This window comes from Citrobacter amalonaticus (genome assembly GCF_018252635.1).
Lineage (GTDB): Bacteria > Pseudomonadota > Gammaproteobacteria > Enterobacterales > Enterobacteriaceae > Citrobacter_A > Citrobacter_A amalonaticus_E.
In genome coordinates this window covers 43,472-69,578 of sequence record NZ_JAGTXM010000009.1, presented here as the reverse complement: position 1 = coordinate 69,578, position 26,107 = coordinate 43,472, and the positions used below count along the sequence as shown (strand labels likewise).

The following is a 26,107-nucleotide window of genomic DNA, read 5'->3' as shown; positions in this document are numbered from 1 at the left end:
TAGGGAACTGCCAGGCATCAAATTAAGCAGTGAACTGATGTAAAAATCAGTGGTTGTAGAAAAATTCGGTGGAGCGGTAGTTCAGTTGGTTAGAATACCTGCCTGTCACGCAGGGGGTCGCGGGTTCGAGTCCCGTCCGTTCCGCCACTTATTAAGAGCCCTGAGTTAATACTCAGGGCTTTTTCTTTGCCTGAAATTTTATTATTGCTCATAGCGCAAAAATCTTCTGCTTTTTTCACACTTTTTCCATACCATGCAAAACGTCATAATCCTCTCAGTTAACGAACATGATGAATCAAAGAGGAATTATTATGACTATCCCTGCGTTCGGTTTAGGTACCTTCCGTCTTAAGGACGATGTGGTTATTGCATCTGTAAAAACGGCTCTGGAGCTCGGTTACCGCGCTGTCGATACTGCACAAATTTATGATAATGAAGCCGCAGTTGGCCAGGCAATTGCAGAGAGCGGCGTTCCGCGCAATGAGTTGTACATTACGACCAAGATCTGGATTGAGAATCTGAGCAAAGACAAGCTTATCCCAAGCCTGAAAGAGAGCCTGAAAAAACTGCGTACTGATTATGTTGATCTGACGCTGATCCATTGGCCATCACCAGGCGATGCCGTGTCGGTTGAGGAATTCATGCAGGCGCTGCTGGAAGCGAAAAAACAGGGACTGACCCGTGAAATCGGTATCTCTAACTTCACTATCCCGCTGATGGAAAAAGCCATTGCGGCGGTCGGTGCTGAGAATATTGCGACTAACCAGATTGAACTGTCTCCTTACCTGCAAAACGGTAAAGTGGTGAATTGGGCCAAAGAGCATGGTATCCACATTACCTCTTATATGACCCTGGCATATGGTAAGGCTCTGAAAGATGCAGTGATTGCCCGCATTGCGGCGAAACACAATGCCACCACAGCTCAGGTGATTCTGGCATGGGCGATGGGCGAAGGCTACTCGGTCATTCCTTCTTCCACTAAGCGTGAAAACCTGGCAAGTAACCTGCAGGCGCTGGATCTGACATTAGATGCTGAAGATAAAAAAGCGATCGCTGCGCTGGATTGCAACGATCGTCTGGTAAGCCCGGAAGGACTGGCACCACTTTGGGATTAATGCGTTAACCCCTGAATGCCTTTAACCCTCTTTAACAGCTCCTTCGGGAGCTGTTTTTATATGTTCGCTCAGAAAATCAATAAATGCCCGAATACGCGTACTCACAGCACGATCGCTGTAATAGACTGCGCTGAACGGCATCTCTACCGGCAGGCGTTTATCGGCCATCAGCTCCACCACTTCGCCCCGCGCGATTTCTCGATCAATCATGTAGTCCGACAAGCAGGCAATACCGTTTCCGCTGAGACAGAGTTGTTTAAGCGTTTCACCACTGTTTGACGAAATTCCACAGGCAATCTCATGAAGTTGACCATCGCTACAGGCGATGGGCCAGGTATTGAGAGACACGGGCTCGGTGAAACCCAGGCACAGATGTGACTTCAGCTCTTCCACGGTTTCCGGCTTCCCGAATCGATCAAGATAGTCCGGCGAAGCGATAATTTTCCGGTAGCTGTTAAAGAGCGGTCGGGCGCGTAGGCTGGAATCCGTCAGGGTACCGGCACGGATCGCGACATCCACCTTCCTCTCGATCAGATTAATAAAGGTTTCAGAGGAGACAAGAGAGAGCGTAATTTCCGGATAACGTTCGCGGAACGGCTTTATCAATGGCATCAGAAAGTGCAGCATCACTGGCGTTGCGGCATCAATACGTAGCACACCGCGCGGAGTGTTGCGTGTCTCCATAATTTCTGTCTCTGCCGCTGCCATTTCCTGCAACAAAGACTGGACGCGACGAAAATAACGTTCGCCTTCTTCTGTGAGACTGAGCTGCCGGGTCGTACGGTTGAGTAAACTTACGCCGAGCTTCATTTCCAGCTTTTTGACCGCCCGACTGACCGCTGAGTTTGCCTGGCCCAGTTGTTCTGCCGCACGGCTGAAGCTTCCGCTTTCAACCACTGAAACAAATATGGCGAGTTCTTCTGAAGTTGCTTTCATTTTTGCACCCGAAGCAAAATTATAAGGATATTGTGGGTTATTTTGTTATTAAAACACTCAGGTATACTGTATGTCATCTGGATCATGAGGCCAGAGCATGATTGATGTGCTTCGATTACGTCTTTAATGTAAGCGCTTGCTTACAAAACAATCTGTACTGGTCGTTGAAAGTGCGCGCTAAAATCCCTATAACAGAAGAACCCATCCGACACCGGGCGGGTTGACGTTACAGAGGTTTGAAAGTCAAAAGTGCGAAAAAACACCTATGCCATGCGCTATGTTGCCGGACAACCCGCAGAGCGGATTTTGCCGCCCGGGTCATTTTCGGGCATCGGCCAGGCATTGCCCGCCGGGGCTCCTTTAAGCAGTGAAGACCGAATTCGTATCCTGGTGTGGAATATCTTTAAACAGCAGCGAGCCGAATGGCTGTCAGTGCTGAAAAACTTTGGCAAAGACGCGCACCTGGTGCTGTTGCAGGAGGCGCAGACAACACCGGAACTGGTGAAGTTTGCGACGGCGAATTATCTGGCCGCCGACCAGGTGCCGGCATTTGTTCTGCCGCAACATCCGTCAGGGGTGATGACACTTTCTTCCGCACATCCGGTGTACTGTTGTCCACTTCGCGAGCGTGAGCCTATTCTGCGACTGGCGAAATCGGCGCTGGTCACCGTCTATCCGTTGCCCGATACACGACTGCTGATGGTGGTGAACATCCACGCGGTAAACTTTAGCCTGGGGGTCGATGTGTATAGTAAGCAGTTACTTCCCATCGGGGACCAGATAGCCCATCACAGTGGTCCGGTAATTATGGCCGGTGATTTTAATGCATGGAGCCGGCGTCGCATGAATGCGCTGTATCGCTTTGCACGCGAAATGTCGCTACGGCAGGTACGTTTTACCGACGATCAACGCCGTCGCGCGTTTGGTCGCCCTCTGGATTTTGTCTTTTATCGTGGTCTGAATGTGAGTGAGGCTTCTGTACTGGTCACGCGCGCATCCGATCACAATCCGCTACTTGTTGAATTCAGTCCCGGCAAACCTGAACAGTAAGGTGTGTCAGGTCTGCCGCTGGGGCAGACCTGTAGTGGTGCTGCCCTTTATCTTGCAAACAACCAAAGGACAGCATAATGACAACACACTCCCACCACGACAACGTCGAAAAGCAGTTTGGCTCCCAGGCTAACGCCTATTTAACCAGTACCTTGCACGCATCCGGTCGCGATTTACAGCGACTGGCTGAACGGCTGTCTGCGTATCCACAGGCCAGCGTACTGGATATGGGCTGTGGTGCCGGGCATGCCAGCTTTATCGCCGCTCAGAATGTGAAACAGGTGGTGGCTTACGATTTATCTTCGCAGATGCTCGAGGTAGTTGCCCTGGAGGCAAAAGAGAAAGGGTTAGCTAACATCACCACAAAACAGGGCTATGCAGAAAGCCTGCCGTTTGAGGATCTCGTTTTTGATGTTGTCATCAGTCGTTACTCGGCGCACCACTGGCATGATGTCGGCAGAGCGCTGCGTGAAGTCTATCGGGTATTAAAACCGGGCGGTGTGCTGATTATTATGGATGTGATGTCACCAGGTCATCCGGTCCGCGATATCTGGTTACAGACGGTTGAGGCATTGCGCGATACGTCGCACGTTCGCAACTATTCCAGCGGTGAATGGCTGGCATGGATAAATGATGCAAATCTGGTTGTTGATTCGTTGATAACTGACCGTTTGTCGCTGGAGTTTAGTTCATGGGTGGCGAGAATGCGCACGCCCACTGAACTGGTGGATGCGATTCGTCTCTATCAGGTGAGTGCTTCTGCAGAGGTGAAAACCTACTTCGCATTACAGGACGATGGATCATTTACCAGCGATATCATCATGGCCGAAGCGCATAAAGCGGCATAAATAAAAAAGGCACCGGGGGAAATCGGTGCCTTTCAATCATATGAGCTATCAGGAGTCTGGCGTGTTGTTATTTTTCACAAACAACGTCAGTTGATCGCCGGGCTTCAGATTGTCCGTATCGTTGTTCCAGCGCATAACATCTTTGATGTTAACGCCGTGACGCTTAGCAATGCTCGAAAGCGAATCGCCCTTACGTACACGATAGGTAATGCTGTCGCTGTTTTTAGCCAGTTGCTGTGCGCTGTTACCTGCACCGACCGTCAGACTTTGGCCTACTTTCAGCGTTGAGCCGCGCAGTTTGTTCCATTGCTGCAGATCCCTTGTGCTCACGCCGAGACGTGAAGCAATGCCGGAAAGCGTATCGCCAGAGCGAACAGTATAGCTACGGCTGTTCAGCGGGGTGTTATCTGCCACCAACGTGGACTGTACGGCTGCAATTTCGCCAGCGGCCAATGATTCACGCAGTTTCTCTGCATGTTTCTTTGGAACCATCACGTATTGCGGGCCGCTTGCGCCCAGCGTGGAGCCTTTTACTCCAGCATTAAATGTCTTCAGCTTGCTGACGGGAATCCCCGCCATATCGGCAACCTGCGCCATTTCAACCGGACTGCTTAAACGAACACGCGCCAGTGCACGACTTTCGTCTGTGGTCGGCAGACGTACGCCATAACGTTTGCTGTTCTTGAGAATATCACTCAGGGCCAGCATTTTTGGCACGTACAGCTTCGTTTCCTGAGGCAATGGCAACGACCAGAAATCGGTGGATTTCCCACGCGCTTTGTTCGTTTTAATCGCCTTCATGACCCGACCTTCGCCGCTATTATAAGCGGCAACGGTCAGCAGCCAGTCGCCGTCAAACATTTTGTTCAGACGCTGCATCATGTCGAGCGCTGCGGTTGTGGATGCCACAACATCGCGACGCGCGTCATAACTGCGGGTCTGCTTTAAACCATAATTGCGCCCCGTGCTCGGAATGATCTGCCAAATGCCTGCAGCATTGGCGCCAGACGTTGCGTGAGGATCAAAAGCGCTCTCCACTATGGGTAGTAGTACCAGTTCCATCGGCATGTTACGTTTCTTAACTTGCCCGGCTATCCAGTACATATACGGCTCTGCCCGTAAAGTTACATCGTGGAGATAGCTCTTATTACGTAAATACTTCTGTTTTTGTTCGCGAATCCGGTCATTTTCCGGAATTCCCATCTTTAGCTCGTCGCCAATGAAAGCCCACAAGTCTTGATCCGGCGCGAGGGACGTCCCATCGTCCATCCATCGTGCCTGACTCGTAAACTTTCCTGCTTCCCCTTGACCAGCTGCAGAAAGGCTCTGTGCGTGCTGTTGGACATTGCCGGCGTTTTGAGACGACTGGCAACCCACGAGCAGGACAGAGGCGAGTAAGATCGCTTTTGCCTTCATGTGTGTGTCAATAGTTGCTTAAAAGACGACCGATCATAACGGCGAAGTTTTGAAAAGGCAACCAGGAATTATCAGAAGCTGTCTTTCTTTGACCTTAACCAGGCAAATCGCTCTTCAGGGTGTTGCAATATTGTTTCTTTGTTAATTTCATTAATTAAATCAATGTCTTCTGTTCTCAAAAAAATATTATTTTGCCGCTCATTTTTCAGAATAACGGGGAGTGTTTTTTGTTTTTTTACCCGTAACTCATTAACTTTACGATAATAATCATTTATGAATGAATCTTGCGGCAGAATGCTCAGTGCAAACTTCATATTTGCTAAAGTATACTCGTGAGCGCAACAAATAAGCGTATCGTCAGGAAGTGCGGATATTCTTTTAAGTGATTGATACATCTGATTTGCCGTGCCTTCAAACAGGCGCCCACAGCCACCGGAGAATAGGGTGTCCCCGCAGAAAAGATAAGGATGACTAAAGTAACAGATATGTCCTAAAGTGTGACCGGGTGTGGCAAATACGCTAAATTCATGCCCCAAAATGAGGGCGGAATCACCATCTTCGACTACCTGGGTGACCCCCTTATCTTGTGTTTCTGCCGGCCCGTAAACCACAAGCGCCGGGAAGTTTTGCACCAGTTCTTTCACACCACCCACATGGTCGTGATGATGGTGAGTGAGTAAAATGGCCTCCGGCTGCCACTGATTTTCGGCAATGGCTTTTAACACCGGCGCGGCGTCACCCGGGTCGACGATCAGGCAACGGCCTTCATCATTACTCAGAACCCAGATGTAATTGTCCTGAAACGCCGGAATACTGTTAAGATTCATAAATTACCTCTCTGTCTATACATAACGGATGGTTGTGATGAAACCGGCAAGGAACCCTCAAACACTCGTAGCACCCGATCGCTGGGGCGATTTGCCCTGGGGAGAGTACTATCGTGAGGCGCTGGAAAAACAGCTAAACCCGTGGTTTGCAAAAATGTATGGTTTTCACCTGCTTAAGGTGGGCAATTTAAGTGCAGAAATCAACTCGGAAGCCTGTGCGGTTTCGCATCAGGTTAACGTTTCTGCCAAAGGCTCGCCGGTTCAGGTTCAGGCCGATCCGCTTCATCTCCCTTTTGCCGATAAATCAGTTGATGTCTGCCTGCTGGCGCACACGCTGCCCTGGTGCGCCGATCCCCATCGCTTGTTGCGTGAAGCCGATCGGGTACTCATTGATGATGGCTGGCTGGTACTGAGCGGATTCAACCCGGTGAGCCTGATGGGGCTGCGCAAGCTGGTGCCGGTACTGCGTAAATCGTCGCCTTATAATAGTCGTATGTTCACGCTGATGCGCCAACTGGACTGGCTGTCGCTACTGAATTTTGAAGTGCTGCACTATAGCCGTTTTCATGTGCTGCCATGGAAAAAGCAGGGGGGAAAGATGTTAAGTGCGCACCTTCCTGCGCTGGGCTGTATGCAGATGATTGTGGCGCGTAAGCGAACAATTCCGCTTACGCTCAATCCGATGAAACAGAGCAAAACAAAAGCGCGCATACCGCAGGCCGTTGGCGCAACCCGGCAGTACCGCAAGCCGGACGTTTAGGCTTCAGGCTGATAGCCAACATCTTCCTGCGTTGGATTCATGGCGGCGGCACGGGCAAGCTCATCGCAACGCTCGTTTTCCGGGTGACCGGCATGGCCTTTTACCCACTCCCATTTGATCTGATGCTGACCGAGCGCGGCATCAAGACGTTTCCAGAGATCGACATTTTTTACCGGTTTTTTGTCGGCGGTTTTCCAGCCACGTTTTTTCCAGTTGTGGATCCATTGGGTGATCCCCTGGCGCACATACTGACTGTCGGTGCTCAAAATGACTTCACAGTGTTCTTTGAGGGCTTCCAGGGCGATAATCGCCGCCATTAGCTCCATGCGATTATTGGTCGTGAGGTGATAACCCGCATTAAAGGTTTTTTCGCGCCCGCGATAGCGTAAAATTGCCCCGTAACCACCCGGCCCCGGATTGCCCAGGCACGAACCGTCGGTGAAAATTTCTACCTGTTTAAGCATCTCTGGTAGACTTCCTGTAATTGAATCGAACCGTAAAACGACAAGTCTGACATAAATGACCGCTATGAGCACTGCAATTACACGACAGATCGTCCTCGATACCGAAACCACCGGTATGAACCAGATCGGCGCGCACTACGAAGGGCACAAGATCATTGAGATCGGTGCCGTGGAGGTGGTAAACCGCCGTCTGACGGGGAATAACTTCCATGTCTATCTGAAGCCCGATCGGCTGGTGGATCCGGAAGCGTTTGGCGTTCACGGGATTGCGGACGAGTTCCTGCTGGACAAGCCGACGTTTGCCGAAGTGGCAGATGAATTTCTTGATTATATCCGCGGAGCGGAGCTGGTTATTCATAATGCGTCGTTTGATATCGGCTTTATGGACTACGAGTTCGGCAAGCTCAATCGTGATATCCCGAAAACCAACACTTTCTGTAAAGTCACCGATAGCCTTGCGCTGGCAAGGAAGATGTTCCCCGGCAAACGTAATAGTCTGGATGCGTTGTGCTCGCGTTATGAGATAGACAACAGCAAGCGTACGCTCCACGGTGCATTACTCGATGCCCAGATTCTGGCCGATGTTTATCTGATGATGACCGGCGGTCAGACGGCGATGGCGTTTTCGATGGAAGGGGAAACTCAGCAACAGGACAATACAGGGATCCAGCGCCTTGTGCGTGAGGCCAGCAAGCTACGCGTCGTTTTCGCCACCGATGAGGAAGTGGCAGCCCATGAATCGCGTCTCGATTTGGTGGAAAAGAAGGGCGGAAGTTGCCTCTGGCGGGCGTAGGACGTTGGTTAAGGAGGTAAAATCACCGTTTGGGTGATTTTTACAGCAAACGATTAAAAACGCGAGAAAAAGCGTTGACGAGGTGCGTGGCAATCCGTAATATGCGCTTCGTTCCCAAGTGGAACAACGCGGAGCGGTAGTTCAGTTGGTTAGAATACCTGCCTGTCACGCAGGGGGTCGCGGGTTCGAGTCCCGTCCGTTCCGCCAATATTCATGGCCATGTTATTGATTAACATGGCCATTTTTTATTTCTGTTATTTTCAGTTTACTCTCTGTATTACGCCTGATTCCTGCCAGGAGGCGTAAAATTGTTCTTTTTTGTCCCCAAACCATGCCGAACATTTTTTTCTGTATCAGGAACCTTCCATGGCACCGTCTCATAAGCTCCTTCATAGCGACAGATAAGATGAAGGGGTAAATTCAATTTTTTGCATAGTCCAGGTAATCCTTCAGCGTCCATAGCATTGCGTTATCCGTATCAGGCATTAAATCCCCCTGTTTTTCAGGCGCCCCCTGAAAAAGACTCATGTCGTTCAGCCTGTGGGATTCATTATTGACGTTCAGCGAATCAGAACACGTTATTTTTTCAGCACTCACCCCCCTGAAAGCAGAATAACAGACGTAGCCAGCAGCAATGGTTTACTCCAGGACATAATAATTTTTTCCATTTTTTGCAGCACGCGGAGCGTTACGGAAGAAAATAGTACGCTGGCTGACAGGGTGAGGTATCGCAATCCGTGTGCCATTCCTGTCTACACTATGGTTCATCCACTGATCCAACACCTGATTACCATATCGCTGCTTATCATCAAATGTTGCTATGGCTGTACCTGGGACGATATTCATATTCCCTTTAACCAAAACGCCACGTCTTCAATCCCTGGTAACAGGAATGCCCGCGGCTCGTTGTGTGAATGCTGCACTTTGACCGCGACCAACAGACTCTCCAATATAAGTCCGTGGTGTTGCTGCGATATAGGCCATTTTTAAATATCCATGTTGTTTATCTAACTATATCTTGCCGCTACACGGATGTATTAATTAAGAACAATCGTATTACTCCTGCATATCCCACTTTTCCAGCAATTCTGTAGGGATTTCATTGATCACTTCCGAAAACCGTTTTCCCACCAGTCGTTCTGCCTGGCGAAGCAAAGGGATCGTCGGGCTGCTCGGTTCACTGCTCTCAAACCAGTGTCGGATGAGACGCAGGTGTGCCAGCGCATCGTTGCGATCACGGATCTGTCCGGCGTTTGCGTTGTCTTTTGCGGATATTCCCGTAGGGATGTTTACCAATGGGTGAGCAGTATCTGCCGAAACAGGTTCAACATTTTTTATAATGGCCGGTTCTTGTTGAACGGCCTGAGTCTCTGGCGGTGGAAGTTCCGGTGTAGTGGTCTGAACTGCCCCTGGCAACAGAGAAAGCAGTTGTCGCAGGCGGGAAAAATCCGGAGCCAGGGAGTGTAATGTTTCATGAGACCATTGTTGCAGATGTTCAATTGTTTCCATCGACCGGCGAAAGGCTTCCAGCGGTAATGCGCCGCACGCCTCCAGGTCAGCCAGTTGTTGGCGTACCGATTCTGGTGCCAGTGCATCAGCCGGGCGCGGTGCGGACAACGCTCGCTCCACATCCCGTACCTGAAGACGCATGACTGCATTGTTCGATAATGTAATGCTGCGGATATCTGCCATCACTCCTTCGGGATCCAACAGCGCCGACAGTGCATTACTGCGTGCTACTACCGCATCTTCAGCTAAGGGGTCTTCAGGGGGGAGCAATTGTGGGTGTATTGCATTGGGGTTAGAGAAACACTGGTTTTCCAGTAACGTAAGGGCCTCTGCCAGCCCCTGGCCTCCGGCCAGTTGAATACGACAACGCAGCAATACGATCAGTACGCGGATATCTCTGCTACGTAACAGCAGGCGACGGGCATCCCGCTCAAGCTCCGCCCAGTTAATGGTCTCCGGCAAACTGATGAAATCCCCGTACTGGGCTTCTGCCCGTGGCGTCGAGCGGGTGAACAACAACAGATATTCCGGGTCATATTCCAGATCGGGACCGCAGGGGAATTCAGCAGATACAGGTTCAGACAGGAATGTGTCCATAGTAGTCCTCAGTGTGTCAGATAACATTCAGGTTCAAAAATCATACCCGTCACCGGGTCGTCATTCATGGCTTTACCCGCCCAGGCCGTCCATCCAAGTTGGGGGGAACCGCCGATAATGGCAGGGGGCGCAGCGTGCGGTTTAAGCTGTAGTTCAATTTCCCAGATGTATTCAAAACCTGTGAATGTGCGCACCAGCTCTGTCAGCACTGGCAGATTATTTCCGCCAGGCAGGAAACGCTGGTAATCCGCCAGAGTGAGCGGGCCGATGACCAGCCGAAATTTATACTGCATGTCCGGTACGGCCTGGCCGATGAGTGCGCCATTGCCAATAACCGAGGAGGGGGCTGGCGCACCCAGCCGGGTGATTTCATCATTCGCCACGTCTATCCAGTGCATAACAAATTCTTGTATGCGAAAGGGAACGTCAAAATAGTGCGCTAACGTTGCCGCCTCCGGCGGACTGGGCACTACGCCAGGCCTGGTAAAACTGCGTCAGCCAGCGGTGATGAAAAAGATCGGAAAATCGGGTCAGTGTCGGATCGCGGCGGCTTTCTGTCCGGTTTAGCGCAAGCTCGGTATAGTGCAGTGGCAGCGGACCATTCGATCCCCACAGCCCAAGACTATAAAGGCTCAGATGCAGGCGTCCTTCCTGCCAGCTAACCTGGGCGATTTCCCGTGGTGCAAAAGTCAGGGTGGGCACCTGTCCGAGGCGAAATTTTTCCATTCGCGGCTGCCAGGTGCTGCCAGCCGGAGCTGCACAGAACTGTACGTCCACGCGCCGCATCAGATTCAAAAAGCTATAACGCCAGGGGGCTTCTTGGGCCTGGATGAAGTCTAAATTCATACGCTCCCCCGCTGTCCGATTCTTACCGGCCAGGTCATGATGCGACCACGCTGCATTGAGAGCAGCGTCATCTGCGAGAAGGTATTGATAGAGACATGGCGCGCAATATAGTGCTCCAGCACCAGCCCGAACAAATATGGACTGATGCCGGAAAATCCTTCCTCATCCACGGTGAGCTCGCAACTGACACCGCGCCCATAAACCAGCAACCCGGCCCCCGGCAGGCGGCGGGTCACCGGGGTGGTGTTACAGCCAATCAGGCTGCGTATCTGGCGTGATTGTGGGCTGTCATGCGTCGGAATAAACAGGTTCAATAGATCACGCAACGCCTGGCCACCAGTACGGTGATCCAGATCGGCAAGCGGCAGGTAGTTAAATGACAACTGACGAATCAACCGCCAGGCCATTTCGCGTTCAGCCAGCGGTGGCTGTGGCGGACGAGGGGGCCGGATTAAACCAACCCCCGCCACCGGAATGGCCGCATCCACGGTCAGATCATCCTGGCCATTGCGCCGGATAAGACAGGGCAGGTCGCGGTTTGTCACCATTGCCGTGATGGTGATATGGCGCAGGTTTTCCGAGTAAGGCGCTTCATACTGATCAACCAGCGACAGAAACACCTCCGATCCGGTGTAAGTTGTGCGGGTGCCATAACGGCGGGCGTTCTCTGACAACCGGCGCTGTTCACGGCGCAGGGAAAAATAGCGCCCGTGATTGCCTTCGTCATTATTGCGGGTGTGGTACAACGGACGAAATATCATTTTCCGTGTGGTTTCGGCCTCCAGCCCTTCCACCTCCTGTACGGAGAATACCTCATAATCCAGTGGATGCGTGCGGTCCACCACCAGATGCTGCTCCGTCACGCTGTGGGTGACTTCGATCCGGGTTGTGGTGCGGGGAAAGAGATTAATCACCGGCGTGCAGAACAGACTGAACTGTGCGGCATCCGTCAGGTGGAGCAGCCAGTCCGGCGGCAGGCGGTCAAGCAATATGACAATCTCTGCCACGCCGCCATTGATTTTCTGTAGCCCGGCAGAAAGGCCGGTCGGGGTGAAGAAATAAAAACGCTCCGGGCAGGCGAAGTATTCCTGTAGCAAATTATGGCCGTGAAACACATTCCAGGCGAGTGGGAGTAGCCCCTGGTCTGGCTCAAGCCCCTCGTGCGTGACAGGTTGCTTCAGATTAACGTCCAGTGCGCCGTCAAAATGTCCTGGCTCGCCAGCCAGCGTGGCGACGGCGCTGGTGTGCAGCAGTTCAAACAAATGCGAGGCAATACGCTCTTCACCACAGAGATAAAAAGGCAGCCGATCCGGTCCGGCAAGCTCGCTAAAAGTCAGTTCACCGAAGGTACGCAGGGTGATACGCAGGGCACCCGCGACATGAATGTTCGGGGGCAAATAACGGTGCAATGCGGGCATATCCGGAGGGGCGGCGGTCAGGCGCACTTCCTCAATAGATAAAGGCCACAATGTGACATCCTGGCTGCTACGAAACTGGCAGGCGGTATTTTCGCCTTCGGGGATCGTGGAGAAAAAAGCCGTATCACGCGGCACGGTGAAACCTTTTGCCAGATCGCCCTCCTGAGGATCGGGATACAACCGGGCCACGGTCATTGAGGGTGTGGGCGCAACGTAATTGGGACTGACAACCTCCAGCAGCCGCTGAGTGAACCGGGGAAACTCGGCATCAATTTTGAGCTGCGTGCGGGCGGTCAGGAAGCTGAACGCCTCAATCATGCGCTCCACATAGGGATCGGCAATATCTGTGTCCTTCATCCCCAGCCGGGCGGCGATTTTAGGATGGCGGGCGGCGAATTCTGCCCCTGTTTCCCGCAGATAGCTTAGTTCGCGGTTGTAATATTCAAGTAGCCGTGGATCCATGAATTATTTCCTGTGTTAGAAAAACGTAATACGACTCTGTTCCATGTCCAGGGCGCTGCGTACCCGAAACTCCGTCGGATAAGGCAGCGTCAGGATTTCTCCGCGAATTTCAAACTGTAGTGTGTTGTGACCGCTCTGACGGCGTTCATCTTGTAGTGGGATGATTTGCAGCGTGGATGCCTTCAGGCGGGGTTCAAAACGGGTAATGGCTCTCAGGATAGCCTTGCGAATATCATCCCATTTATGTTCATACATAAAACTGCCTGCCAGCGGTGGCAGACCGTAGTTCAGCACGGATGCCGCTGCCTGCGGGTAACGTCCGCTATCAATATCATCTTCATGACTGACTGTATTGAGCAGAAATGACAAATCCCGGCGGATAATCTCCTTAAGCTGTACCGGGTTGACGCTGATATCACGGTCGCGCTTCTGGTTCGGGGCATCGTCACACAATCTGTCAAACAGTGTGGGCAGCAGATGATTGCCGGGAGGCTGACGAGACACGCTCATGCGGCGCTCTCCTTCTGAATAGCGAAGGTGCAGTTGGTGAGATCCAGCAGGTTGATATCACCGTGGCTGGTCAGCCACACTTTTTGCCCCAGTGCCTGCGCGACGGTCTCTCCTGGCCCATCCTGCCAGACCGTTTCCCGGCACAGGCGCAGGGCATCAGCAGCATGTTCGGAACCGTTGTAGCGGGTAAACAGCCATGCACCATGCGAATCACCATTCACCAGCGTGATGTTCACCGGTTTCCAGAGCAGATCGGTCAGGCGAGTTGGAGAAGATGAATCCAGTGAGCGGATTTGCGAAATTGGTAGCCAGATATAGACGCCGCCCATGACCAATTCAGCCACCGGTCCTGTCCGGGAGTCGCTGTCGCTAACCCAGTCGAATTCACCACCGTTCCACTGCCCACTGATATCTGTCATGGCGTTCAGCGCGCGGCTTCGGCGTTCATCGGCTTCATTAATTTCGCCGCGAGCATTGCAGCCGAGAGCGCCCAGCAGATCTTCCATCCAGGCGGGAGGCGGCAGAATAAAACCTGGACGCTGTTCGCCCTGAAAACAACTCTGACGGAACATTTCGCAGCGGATCAATTCCCCGAACAATTGAGCCTCCTGAGTATAATTTGCATCCATCCGGGCGCATAGCTGGAGCTGTTGCAGCGCCCGTGGCCAGTCTCCTGTAATGCACAGTAACTGAAACAGGCTGTGGCGACCTGCGACCTGCGCCGGATGAATCCGAACCTGCTGTTCAGCCATCTGAAGGCCATCAGTCAGAGTGTGTTCCTGCAACAGTGCAGACAATGAGATGGGCAGCGTGTCATTTTTCTTCATGGGAAGATTTTCCTTTTTCATGCGGGGGGCTTACCCGGTAATGGCTGTCAATGCCAATGATACGGTGCTCCCGCTGCGTCAGATCAGGCAGGATATCGTGATTCGAGGTCTGTCTTATTTGTTCGGGGGAAAGCAGGTGCAGGATATCCGGGACCCTATCCATGGCAGGCCAGGGCATTTCATCGTCGCCGGTGGCGTCCAGCACATTGAGAATAGTGTCAATGTTCATCTCACCGGTCACCATGTCCTGTAACGTCCCCGTTTCCGCTGCCCTGTCACGCAGCGAGGCCAGATCCTGTGTGGACAATGTATTTTGGGCAAACAGATCCATTCGGCTCCGGGCTTCCTTCACAGGTGACAACAGTGCCTGCTGGTATTCATGATAAAGCTGAGTCAGTGTGTTATCTGTTATTGATGAGCCCTCTGTGGCCATTGCTCCGTGGGCGGGGATAATATCGAACGGGTTTTGCGGATTCAGTTGCTGGCGTTTAAACCAGTCCAGATCCAGATATTCGGTCATGGCTTCAGGGAGAGTTGCTCTTAGCGGTTGAATGTTTTCAGAATGTGCTACCTGAGGTAATGTATGCTGTCGGACAAGACGCCAGGTAGACAGACCCCATTCAATAACATCCTCTTCATTCAGCCGCATACGGCGGTGTGATTCCAGAATCTGATCATTTACGGCACAGCAATATTCATCGGAGTAATTGATAATCCACCAGGCTTCCTCGTGACGAATCAGACTGAGGGCAATATCGGTATTTTCGTTAAGTTCAAAAACGGGAACCTGGGGCGCAGGGGTTGTAAACACTATTTGTGTCCCGGCGATATAGACGGTGTTGTCTGCAATACCCTGTGCCTGAATCTTTTGTAATATCCATGTGTTTTCTGGTTTCATAATGTCACTTGATAGGTATATCCAGGCGTTGTAGTTATATCAGTTACCCTGACAGGTAATTTATGTTGGCTTAATATATTACAAGACGGGTTTGCTTTTTGGTTAATTATTTTGTGAATCAATAGATGTTTTTTTTGATTAATCTCATACCCACTAAATTATTGAAATGGTTGTTTTCTTTCTTGTTTTTCTTTAATGAAAAAGATATTAACCATTTAGTTCCATTGCAATCCGTGATCTGTATCATTGTTTTGTTTGTGTATTTTGATGATTCTTTCTGTGTGGTTTTTTTTATGTGTACATATGCGTTTATGTATTCTTTATATGAATTATTACGTCATCAGGTGTAACAGATGGAAATTACTGTTTCACGCAGCGCACTATATGGAAAGCTGGCAAGGTCGCTATTTCAATCTCTGGAATCAGCAACAACATTCTGTAAATTACGCTCCAACCCTTATGTTGAACTGACTCACTGGGTACATCAGTTAATTCAGCAACCGGACAATGATATTCACCATGTTCTTCGGCATTATCGTATTGCTGCTTCTGATGTGGAAAAATCGCTGCTTCGGCAACTGGATTTATTGCCCGCAGGGGCCAGTGCAATCAGTGATTTTTCCCATCATATTGACCTCTCCATTGAAAAAGCCTGGATGCTGGCAAGCATCCGTTATGGTGATAACAAAATCCGCAGTGGCTGGTTATTGTTGGCGTGGCTGACCACGCCAGAGCTGTATCGGGTGTTGGGGAGTATCTGTGCGCCGCTTGCCGGGATATCGGCCAGCGAGCTGCCAGAAGTTCTGCCTTCGCTGATTGAGTCCTCACCCGAAACGCTGGAGTTGTCCCGGGACGGTTCTGGCCTGCCGTCAGCGACACCCGGTGAGAGCAGCCAGGCGCTTTCTGGTGAGATCCAGGATGGAAAATCAGCGCTGGCAAAATATTGTCAGGATATGACCGCTCAGGCGCGTGAAGGCAACATCGATCCGGTGACAGGTCGCGAACACGAAATTCGCACCATGACAGATATTCTGCTGCGCCGCCGCCAGAACAACCCGCTACTGACCGGTGAGGCGGGGGTCGGGAAAACGGCAGTGGTGGAAGGATTTGCACTGGCGATTGCGCAGGGAGAAGTACCGCCTGCCTTACGCAATGTGCGGCTACTATCACTGGATGTGGGCGCGCTGCTGGCAGGTGCCAGCATGAAGGGGGAATTTGAATCCCGTCTGAAGGCGTTGCTGGAAGAGGCTGCGCGTTCGACGCAACCGGTTATCCTGTTTGTTGACGAGGTCCACACGCTGGTAGGAGCGGGCGGTACATCTGGCACGGGGGATGCAGCTAATTTACTGAAACCCGCTCTGGCGCGTGGCACCCTGCGCACCATTGGTGCGACCACCTGGAGTGAATACAAACGCCATATCGAAAAAGATCCAGCGCTGACCCGACGTTTTCAGGTAATGCAGGTAGCAGAGCCGGAAGAAACCGCTGCGGTGGCGATGGTGCGTGGTCTGGTGGAGACACTGGAAAAACACCACAACGTGTTGATTCTGGATGAAGCGGTACGTGCCGCAGTACAACTTTCGCACCGCTACATTCCAGCACGTCAGTTGCCGGACAAAGCCATCAGTCTGTTGGATACCGCTGCTGCCCGCGTGGCGCTGTCGCTGCACACGCCGCCTGCACATGTGCAGTATCTGCGTCAGCAGCTGAAAGCCGCCGAAATGGAACAGGCGCTACTGTTAAAGCAGGCGCAAATGGGGATCCGCCCGGAACGCGGTGATGCTCTGGCGGTACGGATCGTATCACTGAAAACCGAACTGGCAGAAGCGGAAGCCCGCTGGCAGCAAGAGCTGGAACTGGTGCATACGTTGCAGGAGCATCGTCAGGCAGAACCGGGCGAGTACGATGAAGCCACGCTGCAACAGGCACAAACCTCGTTAAGAACCTGGCAAGGTGAAGATCCCTTGGTATTCCCGGAGGTTGGCGCAGCGGTGGTAGCGGAAATTGTCTCTGACTGGACCGGTATTCCCGCCGGGCGCATGGTGAAAGACGAAGCCAGCCAGATACTGGAACTGCCTGATCGCCTGGCGCAACGCGTCACCGGACAGATGAATGCACTGGCACAGATTGGAGAACGTATCCAGACCGCACGGGCAGGATTAGGCGATCCGCGTAAACCTGTTGGTGTGTTTTTGCTGGCCGGGCCGTCCGGCGTAGGCAAGACTGAAACCGCGCTGGCTCTGGCAGAAGCCATCTATGGCGGCGAACAGAATCTTATCACTATCAATATGAGTGAATTTCAGGAATCTCACACCGTCTCCACGCTTAAAGGTGCACCTCCCGGTTATGTCGGCTACGGCCAGGGCGGTGTACTGACGGAGGCGGTACGCCGTCATCCCTGGAGTGTGGTGCTGCTCGATGAGATTGAAAAAGCTCACCATGATGTCCATGAACTGTTCTATCAGGTGTTTGATAAAGGTGGAATGGAAGATGGTGAAGGCGTCCACATTGATTTCAAAAACACCACCCTGCTGCTGACCACCAATGTGGGTTCTGAACTTATCAGTCAGCTCTGTGAAGACCCTGCGCTGACGCCTGACCCGGCGGGACTGAAGGATGCGCTAATGCCGGAGTTGCGCAAACATTTTCCGGCTGCGTTCCTGGGACGTATGACGGTGATCCCCTACATGCCGCTGGATGAAAGCGCACGGAGTGTCATTGCCCGTCTCCATCTCGACAGGCTGGCGGCGCGGATGGTGGGACAGCATGGCGTTACACTGGTTTATGGCGATGACCTGATTGCACATATCGTGGCGCATTGCCCGATGCACGAAACCGGTGCACGCCTGCTGATCGGCTATATCGAACAGTTCATTTTGCCGCATCTGTCGCGTTTCTGGTTACAGGCGATGACAGAGAAAATGTCCATTACGCACATTTGTATTGGTGTTAACAGCGATGAGCAGATTGTTTTTGAAACGAATTGTTCCTCAGATGAACACTTAATATGACAGCCCGCTCTCAGATTTTATCCATCATTATCCTGACGGTATTTACGTTCAGTGCCTCAGGGGAACAGTCTTTTCCGCAGGACGTTCAGCATGTTCTGGATAATGCGGAGATGTGCCAGCATTTAGCAGGGGAATGGGGCAGCTCGTTACCTGAAAAGGACAAAAGTAACATAGAAAAAGGTGTTGATACTTATTGTCCCCCGGCGAAAAAGGCGCTCCCGGACCTGCGGGAAAAATACAAAGGAAACAGCGAAATTACAAAAATACTCTCTGAGTATGTTTTTTAAACCGTGCCGCCGAACCGCCGCCGTGCGGTCGCCGGATGACTGATAAGGAAATGAAGGACTATGGCTATCAACAACAGCGCGCAGAAGTTTATTGCCCGCAATCGCGCACCTCGCGTGCAGATTGAGTATGACGTGGAAATTTACGGCTCCGAGAAAAAAATCGAGTTGCCGTTTGTCATGGCGGTGCTGGCCGATCTGGCAGGAAAGCCGCTTGAAGAGCTGCCGCCGGTCACGGATCGCAAATTCCTCGATATTGATATTGATAACTTCAACGAACGTATGAAGGCCATCGCACCGCGCGTGGCATTTGCTGTGCCGAATACGCTTACGGGAGAAGGCCAGTTAATGATCGATATCACGCTGGAAAATATGGACGATTTTTCTCCGGCACAGATAGCCCGCAAGGTGGATGCCCTGAACCAGCTACTGGAGGCCCGTACCCAGCTTGCCAACCTACAAACGTATATGGATGGTAAGGCAGGTGCGGAAAACCTGATCAATAAACTGCTTCAGGATCCGACTCTACTGAAAGCGCTGGCTAATGCGCCGAAGCCTGCTGTGGCTGAAGACGATGCGGTGACAGACGAAGTGGGTTCAGCGGAATAATTGCGAAATTTAAGGAGTTTTCATGTCTAACGATACTATTCTGGCGGCAGATGAATCCACTGTTGCACAATCTATTACCCGGCAATCAACGGAGTTTGATGCACTGCTGAGTCAGGCCTTCCGGCCAAAAACCAATCAGGCGGCAAAAGCTGTGGAAGCCGCAGTACAGACGCTGGCACAGCAGGCACTCGCTAATTCTGTCACTGTCAGTGATGACGCCTATAAAAGCATCAGCGCTATCATCGCACAGATTGATTTCAAGCTGACGGAGCAAATTAAACTGATTCTGAGCCACCCTGAGTTCCAGAAACTGGAATCCTCATGGCGTGGAATCGAGCACCTTGTCTACAACACTGAAACTGATGAAAAATTAAAAATCCGCTTCATGAACCTGTCTAAGGATGAACTGCGGAAAAACATGAAGCGTTACAAGGGGATCGCCTGGGATCAAAGCCCGCTGTTCAAAAAACTGTATGAGGCAGAGTACGGGCAACTGGGTGGCGAGCCTTACGGCTGCATCATTGCGGATTACTACTTCGACCACACGCCACCGGATGTGGACTTACTCAGCTCCATTGCCAAAGTGTCAGCCTCGGCCCATGCGCCGTTTATTGCTGGCGCATCGCCTTCTGTTCTGCAAATGGACTCCTGGCAGGAACTGGCAAACCCCCGAGATCTCACCAAAATTGTTACCCAGAACCTGGAATACGCACCGTGGAACTCGTTGCGGGCCAGCGAAGATTCACGTTACATCGGCCTGACAATGCCGCGTTTTCTTTCCCGCCTGCCCTATGGCGCGAAAACTAATCCTGTGGATGAGTTCGATTTTGAAGAAGACGCCGACGGGGCTGACCATAGCAAATACGTCTGGAGCAATGCGGCTTACGCGATGGCCGTGAACATCAACCGCTCTTTCAAACACTACGGCTGGTGTACGCTGATCCGTGGTGTGGAATCCGGTGGTGCGGTGGAAAACCTGCCCTGTCACACCTTCCCGACCGATGATGGCGGTGTGGACATGAAGTGTCCGACGGAAATCGCTATCTCTGACCGCCGCGAAGCGGAACTGGCGAAGAACGGTTTTATCCCTCTGATACATCGTAAGAATTCAGACTACGCTGCCTTTATTGGTGCGCAGTCACTGCAAAAACCACAGGAATACTACGATCCGGACGCGACGGCTAACGCCAATCTCTCCGCCCGTTTGCCGTATCTGTTCGCCTGTTCGCGGTTCGCTCATTTCCTTAAATGCATTGTGCGCGACAAAATCGGCTCCTTTAAAGAACGTGAGGACATGCAGCGCTGGCTGAACGAATGGATCATGAACTACGTTGATGCCGATCCGATGAACTCCTCACAGGAAACAAAGGCGCGCCGTCCGCTGGCTGCCGCTGAAGTGGTAGTGGAAGAAGTGGAAGGCAACCCTGGCTATTACGATGCGAAATTCTTCCTGCGTCCGCACTTCCAGCTTGAAGGATTAACGGGATCGCTGCGTCTGGTGACGAAACTGCCGTCAGTGAAACAGGGTAATGCCTGATTTAATCAGATAATGTACTGGAGTATATATGGCGTATGTCTATAGCCTTGTGAATTCATTACAGAATACAGAAATGGTGGGCGACCAAGAATGCGTCGCTTTAGTCAAAAAATATGCACATCTTGGGGCAACCGCTACTTGGCGACAGGGTAAGAAAGTTTTTGGGGACATGTCCATACCCAGAGGGGCCGCTATTGCGACTTTTGTGCACGGAAAATACCCGGCATCAGGAGCGGGATTTCACAAACATGCAGCCTTCTATTTGGGACAAGATGCCAACTTTATTTATGTTATGGATCAGTGGAAAGGTAAGAAAACGAAAGTTTCTCAGCGTAAACTTCCTCGCAGAGGCGGGATGCGTAGTGATGGTTCATACCCTGATGCCAGTAATAACGCTGAAGCCTTTTATGTAATTGAATAACGAGAAAATATCATGCTTGTACGTTTCCTTATTCCTTTGTTGTCGAGTGTAGTATTACTTTATTCCCAATGCGTTGTAGCTTGGGAAGCTATCTGTCCCTCATTTATAAATATCACGGCTTCAACAATGGCTTTGGAGTCAGCAGTACCTGTACCTTGGCAAGTCTCCTCTCGCTACGAACCTCGCCTTTGGTTGGATGGTGTTGTGATAACGTTGGATAAACCTGAAAAACGTGGAGATCTGAAACCGGAGACAAAAAAGATAAAGGGTAAAGAATGGCTGGAATGGGACACCACGTTTAATACAGGAAAGGAAAGTGACAAGTATTGGATTTCCTGTGTTTATAACAGTGGGCAATTATGGTTATCGCAAACTGTACCTGTATCAGCCAAAAGTTGTAGAACTCCATACCTTAAAGAGCAGCCAAGAGAAAAAGTAGTGTCAATAGCTTGCGAGTAATACCGATGGTTGTGTTTTTATGCCGCAGTCGGAGTTAACCCGAAAGTAAATTTTGTTACCAAACGAAGGGAAGGTGATTGATTATGCTAAACGGAATGCATGGCGATGGCGCAACAATGTGGAAATTTATCCTATTGTTGAATAGTCAGGTTTTTATCGGATTGCTAATGCTTTGCCCATCAATCCCCGTTCTAGCGGATCAGTTTGAAATTGTTTGCCCGGAGTTTGTATCGGGAAAAACAGCACCAGTAACTTCGGTAATAACAGGCTGGAACCTCTCATCGCGTTCCGATCGTATATGGAATGACGGTGGATTTATCACATCAGGTAAGCCAGAGGCATGAGGCGATCTGAAGCGAGAGGATTCTGAGAAGCAGGGGGAGAAGGGTACACGGTGGAAACTGGATGCTGATGATAACCAGCGCGGAGTGTGGTTTTCCTGTCGTTATGGGCAATGGAATGTATTGCTTTCCAGGAAGGTAAAAAAATCCAGTAACCGTGTGCTTGAGTCCTGACAGCGTTCCCGCAAAATTGGTTTGTAAGTAAGGCGACAGTATTTTATGAATTTTTCTTTATGAACTATTGGTGAGGGATATTAATTTCCATTCTGAATATATTTGTTATGTAAATGAAAATTGCCCGGTTTTCATTACCGGAAAATATACAGCCTTTTATTCACCTGATATGACGGTGAAGAGGGTTTTGTACGGCAATGATTTACCTGCACGCAGGTGCTGTGTAACTCATGGATTATTTAGAAATACTTAATAAGGAAATAAAAATGGCTTATGACATTTTTTTGAAAATTGACGGCATTGACGGCGAGTCAATGGACGACAAACATAAAAATGAAATTGAAGTGCTGAGCTGGCGCTGGAATATTCACCAGGAGTCCACCATGCATGCGGGTAGCGGCCTGGGTTCCGGCAAAGTGTCTGTCACCAATCTTGAATTCGATCACTACATCGATCGCGCCAGCCCGAACCTGTTCAAGTACTGCGCCTCCGGCAAGCATATTCCGAAGGCCATCCTGACCATGCGTAAGGCGGGCGGCAATCCGCTGGAATACCTCAAATACACTTTCACCGACCTTATTGTTGCCGTGGTTTCACCCAACGGTAGCAAGGAGGGTGAAATTGCGTCCCGTGAAACGGTGGAACTCTCTTTCAGCACCGTAAAACAAGAATACGTGGTGCAAAACCAGCAGGGCGGCAGTGGCGGCACCATCACCGCAGGCTACGACTTCAAAGCCAACAAAGAAATCTAATCTGTGCTTCCCGGCCCGGCATTATGCCAGGTCGGTTTTTTATTGTTTGATTATTAAGGAAAATTCGGTGAATAGACGGCGTAACCTTATAGGGTTATGTGCGGTAGCTATGTCTTTACTTTCCGGGTGCGGCAGTAACAGCGATAAGCCGCCTGCCCATGAGCTGCTGCAACTTGATCTGACCGTGACGGCTTCTGACAACGTAAATCCTGACAGCCAGGAGAAGGCCGCCCCCATAGAGGTACGCATTTACGAGCTGAAAAATGACGCTGCGTTTACGGCAGCGGACTACTGGTCGCTCCAGGATAAAGACAAAGTCGTCCTTGCTGATGACCTGCTGCGCCGCGACAGTTTCATTCTGCGGCCTGGTGAGGTGAAGACCCTGCGCCGTCAGTTAAATACGCAGACTACCGCGCTGGGCGTGCTGGCGGGTTACCGCAACCTCGGCAAATCCGTCTGGCGGGAAATTTATACAACGCCAGTAGCCCCTGAATCCGCCTGGTACAGCCGGATGATGCCGGGAAAGAAAGTGCATCTTGATGCGAAATTAGAGCAGAGCACTATTGTTATCACCGAACGAGATAAATGAATTATGAGCTGGAATAACCGGGTTGTCTGGAGCGAAGGACAGTTTCTGCTGCCACAGATGTTTCAGCAACAGGAACGCTATCTGGAACACGTCATTCACCACCGCAGTCTGCCGTTGTCGCCCTTTTTTTGGGGGTTCAGTCAATACGAAATCGATGGCGAAGCGCTGAATATCGGCAAACTGGTACTCAAAGAGGCGGCGGGTATTTTTGTCGACGGTACACCGTTTAATGCGCCGGGTCACACGCCACTGCCGCCGCCGCTGACTATTCTGCCGGAGCACCTCAATCAACAAATTTGCCTCGCGGTTCCAGTACGTACGCCGAACAGCGAGGAAACCAGTTTTGACAATAACCCGGAGTCGCTGGCGCGTTTCTCGGTACATGAAAATGACATTCGCGACGCGAATTCGCTGGGCCGGGGGGCGCAATTGATACAGCTCAGCCATCTGCGCCTGCGGTTATTGCCGGAAAAGGCCGTAACGGGGGCCTGGATCGGCCTGCCGCTGACCCGTATCACGGGAATACACCCTGATGGCCGGGTGGATATCGACCACGATCTGATCCCGCCGGTGGTAGATTATCAGGCAAGCCCGCTGATGCGCACCTGGCTGTCGTGGATCAACGATCTCATCAAAATGCGTGCGGATTCGCTGGCGGAACGACTGACCGGCAGTGACAGTCACGGTCAGGAAGCGGCAGAGGTGTCGGATTACCTGCTGTTGCAAATCCTCAACCGCTATGATCCGCTGCTGCTCCACCTGGCGAAAACGCAGTTATCGCCGGAAGTGCTTTACCGCTATTTGTCCGAACTGGCCGGAGAACTGTCCACCTACGTGCGACCACAGACGCGCCGTCCTGCGGAATATACGGAATATAAACACCTGACGCCGTATGCCGGGCTGAAATCCGTGGTGGATGAAGTGCAGTACCTGCTGAATGCCGTGCTTATCCGGGGCGCACAGCGTATCACGCTGGAAGAAGGTTCTTACGGTATTCTGAATGCGGTGGTGGAACCTTCCGAACTGTCTGGCTTTAGTGCTCTGGTGCTGGCAGTGAAAGCACAGATGCCCGCCGATACCCTGCTGCAACATTTTTCTGCCCAGACCAAAATCGGACCGTCCGAACGCCTGCCGGAACTTATTCGTTCGCATTTGCCGGGGCTGGTTTTACAGGTACTGCCAGTACCACCACGCCAGATCCCGTTCCAGTCCGGGTACATTTATTACGATATCCGACGCGACGGGGTGCTTTGGGAACACATTGCCCGTTATGGCGGTATGGCAATGCACACAGCCGGGGAATTTCCAGGGCTGGAGACTGAATTGTGGGGAGTACGGGATAAATGACGGACAACACCATCACACTAGCACCGGGAGAACCGGTTCTTCAGCCTGCCGCACAGGCTCTGACGCAACTCAGTGACGGGAAGGAACTTGACGCAGCTGTAACTGACAATCGTCGTGATATGAAGGTTGTGATTGAGGACGGTCCGGATCTCAAACTCCGGCTGGCTGAAATCAAAAATGCTGCAAATCCTCTGTTGACCGCTGCCCGCCCCTTGTTGTGCGCACTGGCGCAGATGCCCCGTGAACTGGAGGCCGGATTTGTGGGGCATTACCGCACGTTGCTGGAACGCGAGGTACATCTTTACCAGACATTATGCGATCAGGCGAACCTGCGGCGTGAGCATGTGCTGGCGGTACGCTACTGCCTGTGTACGGCCCTGGACGAAGCCGCCAATAATACCCCGTGGGGACATCGTGGTGTCTGGGCCGGAAAAAGCCTGCTGGTAACCTTTCACGGTGAAAGCGAGGGCGGTATCAAGCTGTTCCAGATAATCGGGCGTCTGGCGGGTAGCTTTCAGGAGCACGGCGACGTGCTGGAAATCATTTATCACCTGCTCGGACTGGGGTTTGAAGGCCGTTACAGCGTGCGGCCTGACGGACGTAAACAGCTTGATGACATTCGCCAGCAACTCCTGACGCAGCTTTCACAACGCCGCGATCCGATCACGCCCGTGCTTTCTCCGGGATTTCAGGGGGCCGTCAGCGGGAAACTGCGGCGTATGCGCCGGGTGCCGGTCTGGCTGAGCGCCGGGATTGCCCTGCTGGTCATGCTGTCGCTGTTCGGGCTTTACAGCTACCGAATGGCGGCGCAGACCGGAGGCGTGCAGCAGCAAATTGACGCCATCGGCAAACATCTGCCGCCACCGCCGGTGCCGGTACGAAAACTGCGGCTGAAAATCCTGCTGGCGGATGAAATTGCCCGTGGTCTGCTGACGGTGGATGAGGATGAACATCACAGCCTGGTGGTTTTCCGTGGTGATGCGATGTTTGTGGCAGGACAAAAAGCGGTAAATGACACCCTGCGACCGGTAATTAACAAGGTGGCGCAGGAGATAGCCCATGTCGGCGGCGCGGTGACCGTCACCGGCCATACGGACAGTCAGCCGATCCATTCTGCGGCGTTTCCGTCCAACCAGATCTTGTCGGAAAAACGGGCGGCTGAAGTGGCGGCGCTGCTGCAATCCGGTGGTGTACCTGCCGGGCGCATTACCGTGACCGGAAAGGGAGACACCGAACCGGTGGCCGATAACCGCAGCAAAACCGGACAGGCACAGAACCGCCGGGTGGAAATTCTGGTGGTGGAGTGA

At 51.8% G+C, this 26,107-nt stretch carries 27 protein-coding genes, 2 tRNA genes and 1 pseudogene; 19 read left to right on the top strand and 11 right to left on the bottom strand.

Going from position 1 to position 26,107, the window contains the following annotated elements; translation table 11 throughout:
* Positions 1 to 70 precede the first annotated feature (70 nt).
* Positions 71 to 147 (top strand) — tRNA-Asp (locus KE671_RS21985).
* Positions 148 to 311: 164 nt separating this feature from the next.
* A complete protein-coding gene (gene dkgB, locus KE671_RS21980) occupies positions 312 to 1,115 on the top strand; it encodes a 2,5-didehydrogluconate reductase DkgB (RefSeq protein ID WP_206164734.1) in 804 nt (267 codons plus the stop codon).
* Positions 1,116 to 1,136: 21 nt separating this feature from the next.
* Here the strand turns inward: dkgB and yafC are convergent, their stop codons facing one another.
* Positions 1,137 to 2,051, bottom strand: a complete 915-nt coding sequence (gene yafC, locus KE671_RS21975) for a DNA-binding transcriptional regulator YafC (RefSeq protein WP_206164733.1) — start codon at positions 2,049 to 2,051, stop codon at positions 1,137 to 1,139.
* Between the two features lie 249 nt (positions 2,052 to 2,300).
* Here yafC and KE671_RS21970 point away from each other — a divergent pair, with 249 nt between their 5' ends.
* On the top strand, positions 2,301 to 3,101 hold the full coding sequence (locus KE671_RS21970) for an endonuclease/exonuclease/phosphatase family protein (RefSeq protein ID WP_206164732.1): 801 nt from the start codon (positions 2,301 to 2,303) through the stop codon (positions 3,099 to 3,101).
* A 77-nt stretch (positions 3,102 to 3,178) separates the two neighbouring features.
* A complete protein-coding gene (locus KE671_RS21965; protein ID WP_206164731.1) occupies positions 3,179 to 3,949 on the top strand; it encodes a class I SAM-dependent methyltransferase in 771 nt (256 codons plus the stop codon).
* A gap of 48 nt (positions 3,950 to 3,997) precedes the next feature.
* Here KE671_RS21965 and mltD read toward each other — a convergent pair whose 3' ends face one another.
* Together mltD and gloB are read right to left on the bottom strand one after the other, a co-directional pair.
* Positions 3,998 to 5,365, bottom strand: coding sequence for a murein transglycosylase D (mltD, locus tag KE671_RS21960; protein ID WP_206164730.1), 1,368 nt, complete (start codon positions 5,363 to 5,365; stop codon positions 3,998 to 4,000).
* A gap of 71 nt (positions 5,366 to 5,436) precedes the next feature.
* On the bottom strand, positions 5,437 to 6,192 hold the full coding sequence (gene gloB / locus KE671_RS21955; RefSeq protein ID WP_206164729.1) for a hydroxyacylglutathione hydrolase: 756 nt from the start codon (positions 6,190 to 6,192) through the stop codon (positions 5,437 to 5,439).
* A 37-nt stretch (positions 6,193 to 6,229) separates the two neighbouring features.
* On the opposite strand from gloB, the gene KE671_RS21950 reads away from it, so the two are divergent.
* Positions 6,230 to 6,952 (top strand): class I SAM-dependent methyltransferase, encoded by a 723-nt coding sequence (locus KE671_RS21950; protein ID WP_206164728.1) that lies wholly within the window; start codon positions 6,230 to 6,232, stop codon positions 6,950 to 6,952.
* Here the strand turns inward: KE671_RS21950 and rnhA are convergent.
* Complete coding sequence (rnhA, locus tag KE671_RS21945; RefSeq protein WP_206164727.1) at positions 6,949 to 7,416, bottom strand: ribonuclease HI; 468 nt, start codon at positions 7,414 to 7,416, stop codon at positions 6,949 to 6,951. The two genes, KE671_RS21950 and rnhA, sit on opposite strands and share 4 nt — an antisense overlap.
* A gap of 64 nt (positions 7,417 to 7,480) precedes the next feature.
* On the opposite strand from rnhA, the gene dnaQ reads away from it, so the two are divergent.
* A complete protein-coding gene (gene dnaQ, locus KE671_RS21940; RefSeq protein ID WP_206164726.1) occupies positions 7,481 to 8,209 on the top strand; it encodes a DNA polymerase III subunit epsilon in 729 nt (242 codons plus the stop codon).
* A gap of 130 nt (positions 8,210 to 8,339) precedes the next feature.
* Positions 8,340 to 8,416, top strand: a tRNA-Asp gene (locus KE671_RS21935).
* A gap of 213 nt (positions 8,417 to 8,629) precedes the next feature.
* Here the strand turns inward: KE671_RS21935 and KE671_RS22980 are convergent.
* The 7 genes and pseudogenes from KE671_RS22980 to tagK form a co-directional block, all read right to left on the bottom strand.
* Complete coding sequence (locus KE671_RS22980; RefSeq protein WP_349291256.1) at positions 8,630 to 8,806, bottom strand: STY0301 family protein; 177 nt, start codon at positions 8,804 to 8,806, stop codon at positions 8,630 to 8,632.
* Positions 8,807 to 9,265: 459 nt separating this feature from the next.
* On the bottom strand, positions 9,266 to 10,315 hold the full coding sequence (locus tag KE671_RS21930) for an ImpA family type VI secretion system protein (protein WP_206164725.1): 1,050 nt from the start codon (positions 10,313 to 10,315) through the stop codon (positions 9,266 to 9,268).
* Positions 10,316 to 10,323: 8 nt separating this feature from the next.
* A pseudogene (locus KE671_RS21925) lies at positions 10,324 to 11,161 on the bottom strand (type VI secretion system baseplate subunit TssG).
* Positions 11,158 to 13,041: a type VI secretion system baseplate subunit TssF gene (gene tssF / locus KE671_RS21920; RefSeq protein ID WP_206164724.1), complete on the bottom strand. Its 1,884-nt coding sequence runs from the start codon at positions 13,039 to 13,041 to the stop codon at positions 11,158 to 11,160. The pseudogene KE671_RS21925 and the gene tssF overlap by 4 nt, the downstream one beginning before the upstream one ends.
* Before the next feature lie 15 nt (positions 13,042 to 13,056).
* The gene (tssE, locus tag KE671_RS21915; protein ID WP_206164723.1) at positions 13,057 to 13,551 is read right to left on the bottom strand and encodes a type VI secretion system baseplate subunit TssE; all 495 of its coding nucleotides are present in this window, start codon (positions 13,549 to 13,551) and stop codon (positions 13,057 to 13,059) included.
* Positions 13,548 to 14,378 carry a type VI secretion system accessory protein TagJ gene (locus KE671_RS21910; protein WP_206164722.1) on the bottom strand — a complete coding sequence of 277 codons (831 nt, stop codon included), beginning with the start codon at positions 14,376 to 14,378 and terminating at the stop codon, positions 13,548 to 13,550. Before KE671_RS21910 ends, tssE begins: the two co-directional genes overlap by 4 nt.
* Positions 14,365 to 15,276, bottom strand: a complete 912-nt coding sequence (tagK, locus tag KE671_RS21905; RefSeq protein WP_206164721.1) for a type VI secretion system-associated protein TagK — start codon at positions 15,274 to 15,276, stop codon at positions 14,365 to 14,367. Before tagK ends, KE671_RS21910 begins: the two co-directional genes overlap by 14 nt.
* A gap of 353 nt (positions 15,277 to 15,629) precedes the next feature.
* Between tagK and tssH the strand changes: the two genes are divergently transcribed.
* The 12 genes from tssH (at position 15,630) to tssL (ending at position 26,107) form a co-directional block, all read left to right on the top strand.
* A complete protein-coding gene (gene tssH / locus KE671_RS21900; RefSeq protein ID WP_206164720.1) occupies positions 15,630 to 18,287 on the top strand; it encodes a type VI secretion system ATPase TssH in 2,658 nt (885 codons plus the stop codon).
* Positions 18,284 to 18,574, top strand: a complete 291-nt coding sequence (locus KE671_RS21895) for a hypothetical protein (protein WP_206164719.1) — start codon at positions 18,284 to 18,286, stop codon at positions 18,572 to 18,574. The genes tssH and KE671_RS21895 overlap by 4 nt, the downstream gene beginning before the upstream one ends.
* A gap of 60 nt (positions 18,575 to 18,634) precedes the next feature.
* Positions 18,635 to 19,180, top strand: a complete 546-nt coding sequence (gene tssB / locus KE671_RS21890) for a type VI secretion system contractile sheath small subunit (RefSeq protein WP_206164718.1) — start codon at positions 18,635 to 18,637, stop codon at positions 19,178 to 19,180.
* Positions 19,181 to 19,202: 22 nt separating this feature from the next.
* Positions 19,203 to 20,717, top strand: coding sequence for a type VI secretion system contractile sheath large subunit (gene tssC / locus KE671_RS21885; RefSeq protein ID WP_206164717.1), 1,515 nt, complete (start codon positions 19,203 to 19,205; stop codon positions 20,715 to 20,717).
* Between the two features lie 28 nt (positions 20,718 to 20,745).
* Complete coding sequence (locus tag KE671_RS21880) at positions 20,746 to 21,138, top strand: BPSL0067 family protein (RefSeq protein ID WP_195297461.1); 393 nt, start codon at positions 20,746 to 20,748, stop codon at positions 21,136 to 21,138.
* A 12-nt stretch (positions 21,139 to 21,150) separates the two neighbouring features.
* Positions 21,151 to 21,597 (top strand): STY0301 family protein, encoded by a 447-nt coding sequence (locus tag KE671_RS21875; RefSeq protein WP_206164716.1) that lies wholly within the window; start codon positions 21,151 to 21,153, stop codon positions 21,595 to 21,597.
* An 83-nt stretch (positions 21,598 to 21,680) separates the two neighbouring features.
* On the top strand, positions 21,681 to 21,941 hold the full coding sequence (locus tag KE671_RS22895; protein WP_241029985.1) for a hypothetical protein: 261 nt from the start codon (positions 21,681 to 21,683) through the stop codon (positions 21,939 to 21,941).
* 6 nt (positions 21,942 to 21,947) lie between these two features.
* On the top strand, positions 21,948 to 22,112 hold the full coding sequence (locus KE671_RS22975; protein WP_349291258.1) for an STY0301 family protein: 165 nt from the start codon (positions 21,948 to 21,950) through the stop codon (positions 22,110 to 22,112).
* Positions 22,113 to 22,378: 266 nt separating this feature from the next.
* The gene (locus tag KE671_RS21865) at positions 22,379 to 22,864 is read left to right on the top strand and encodes an Hcp family type VI secretion system effector (protein ID WP_094464945.1); all 486 of its coding nucleotides are present in this window, start codon (positions 22,379 to 22,381) and stop codon (positions 22,862 to 22,864) included.
* Positions 22,865 to 22,973: 109 nt separating this feature from the next.
* A complete protein-coding gene (gene tssJ, locus KE671_RS21860; protein ID WP_206164715.1) occupies positions 22,974 to 23,453 on the top strand; it encodes a type VI secretion system lipoprotein TssJ in 480 nt (159 codons plus the stop codon).
* Between the two features lie 3 nt (positions 23,454 to 23,456).
* On the top strand, positions 23,457 to 24,800 hold the full coding sequence (gene tssK / locus KE671_RS21855; protein ID WP_206164714.1) for a type VI secretion system baseplate subunit TssK: 1,344 nt from the start codon (positions 23,457 to 23,459) through the stop codon (positions 24,798 to 24,800).
* Positions 24,797 to 26,107, top strand: coding sequence for a type VI secretion system protein TssL, long form (tssL, locus tag KE671_RS21850; protein ID WP_206164713.1), 1,311 nt, complete (start codon positions 24,797 to 24,799; stop codon positions 26,105 to 26,107). The genes tssK and tssL overlap by 4 nt, the downstream gene beginning before the upstream one ends.

What these genes read in the sequence shown, in the direction of transcription:
- gloB (WP_206164729.1), bottom strand. Translation starts at nt 6,192, where the DNA reads ATGAATCTTAACAGTATTCCGGCGTTTCAGGACAATTACATCTGGGTT.
- mltD (WP_206164730.1), bottom strand. Translation starts at nt 5,365, where the DNA reads ATGAAGGCAAAAGCGATCTTACTCGCCTCTGTCCTGCTCGTGGGTTGC.
- tagK (WP_206164721.1), bottom strand. Translation starts at nt 15,276, where the DNA reads ATGAAACCAGAAAACACATGGATATTACAAAAGATTCAGGCACAGGGT.
- rnhA (WP_206164727.1), bottom strand. Translation starts at nt 7,416, where the DNA reads ATGCTTAAACAGGTAGAAATTTTCACCGACGGTTCGTGCCTGGGCAAT.
- KE671_RS21930 (WP_206164725.1), bottom strand. Translation starts at nt 10,315, where the DNA reads ATGGACACATTCCTGTCTGAACCTGTATCTGCTGAATTCCCCTGCGGT.
- KE671_RS21950 (WP_206164728.1), top strand. Translation starts at nt 6,230, where the DNA reads ATGAAACCGGCAAGGAACCCTCAAACACTCGTAGCACCCGATCGCTGG.
- tssJ (WP_206164715.1), top strand. Translation starts at nt 22,974, where the DNA reads ATGTCTTTACTTTCCGGGTGCGGCAGTAACAGCGATAAGCCGCCTGCC.
- KE671_RS22895 (WP_241029985.1), top strand. Translation starts at nt 21,681, where the DNA reads ATGCTAAACGGAATGCATGGCGATGGCGCAACAATGTGGAAATTTATC.
- KE671_RS21910 (WP_206164722.1), bottom strand. Translation starts at nt 14,378, where the DNA reads ATGAAGAAAAATGACACGCTGCCCATCTCATTGTCTGCACTGTTGCAG.
- tssC (WP_206164717.1), top strand. Translation starts at nt 19,203, where the DNA reads ATGTCTAACGATACTATTCTGGCGGCAGATGAATCCACTGTTGCACAA.
- KE671_RS21880 (WP_195297461.1), top strand. Translation starts at nt 20,746, where the DNA reads ATGGCGTATGTCTATAGCCTTGTGAATTCATTACAGAATACAGAAATG.
- tssB (WP_206164718.1), top strand. Translation starts at nt 18,635, where the DNA reads ATGGCTATCAACAACAGCGCGCAGAAGTTTATTGCCCGCAATCGCGCA.
- KE671_RS21865 (WP_094464945.1), top strand. Translation starts at nt 22,379, where the DNA reads ATGGCTTATGACATTTTTTTGAAAATTGACGGCATTGACGGCGAGTCA.
- tssE (WP_206164723.1), bottom strand. Translation starts at nt 13,551, where the DNA reads ATGAGCGTGTCTCGTCAGCCTCCCGGCAATCATCTGCTGCCCACACTG.
- KE671_RS21895 (WP_206164719.1), top strand. Translation starts at nt 18,284, where the DNA reads ATGACAGCCCGCTCTCAGATTTTATCCATCATTATCCTGACGGTATTT.
- KE671_RS21875 (WP_206164716.1), top strand. Translation starts at nt 21,151, where the DNA reads ATGCTTGTACGTTTCCTTATTCCTTTGTTGTCGAGTGTAGTATTACTT.
- dkgB (WP_206164734.1), top strand. Translation starts at nt 312, where the DNA reads ATGACTATCCCTGCGTTCGGTTTAGGTACCTTCCGTCTTAAGGACGAT.
- tssF (WP_206164724.1), bottom strand. Translation starts at nt 13,041, where the DNA reads ATGGATCCACGGCTACTTGAATATTACAACCGCGAACTAAGCTATCTG.
- tssH (WP_206164720.1), top strand. Translation starts at nt 15,630, where the DNA reads ATGGAAATTACTGTTTCACGCAGCGCACTATATGGAAAGCTGGCAAGG.
- KE671_RS21965 (WP_206164731.1), top strand. Translation starts at nt 3,179, where the DNA reads ATGACAACACACTCCCACCACGACAACGTCGAAAAGCAGTTTGGCTCC.
- dnaQ (WP_206164726.1), top strand. Translation starts at nt 7,481, where the DNA reads ATGAGCACTGCAATTACACGACAGATCGTCCTCGATACCGAAACCACC.
- tssK (WP_206164714.1), top strand. Translation starts at nt 23,457, where the DNA reads ATGAGCTGGAATAACCGGGTTGTCTGGAGCGAAGGACAGTTTCTGCTG.
- yafC (WP_206164733.1), bottom strand. Translation starts at nt 2,051, where the DNA reads ATGAAAGCAACTTCAGAAGAACTCGCCATATTTGTTTCAGTGGTTGAA.
- tssL (WP_206164713.1), top strand. Translation starts at nt 24,797, where the DNA reads ATGACGGACAACACCATCACACTAGCACCGGGAGAACCGGTTCTTCAG.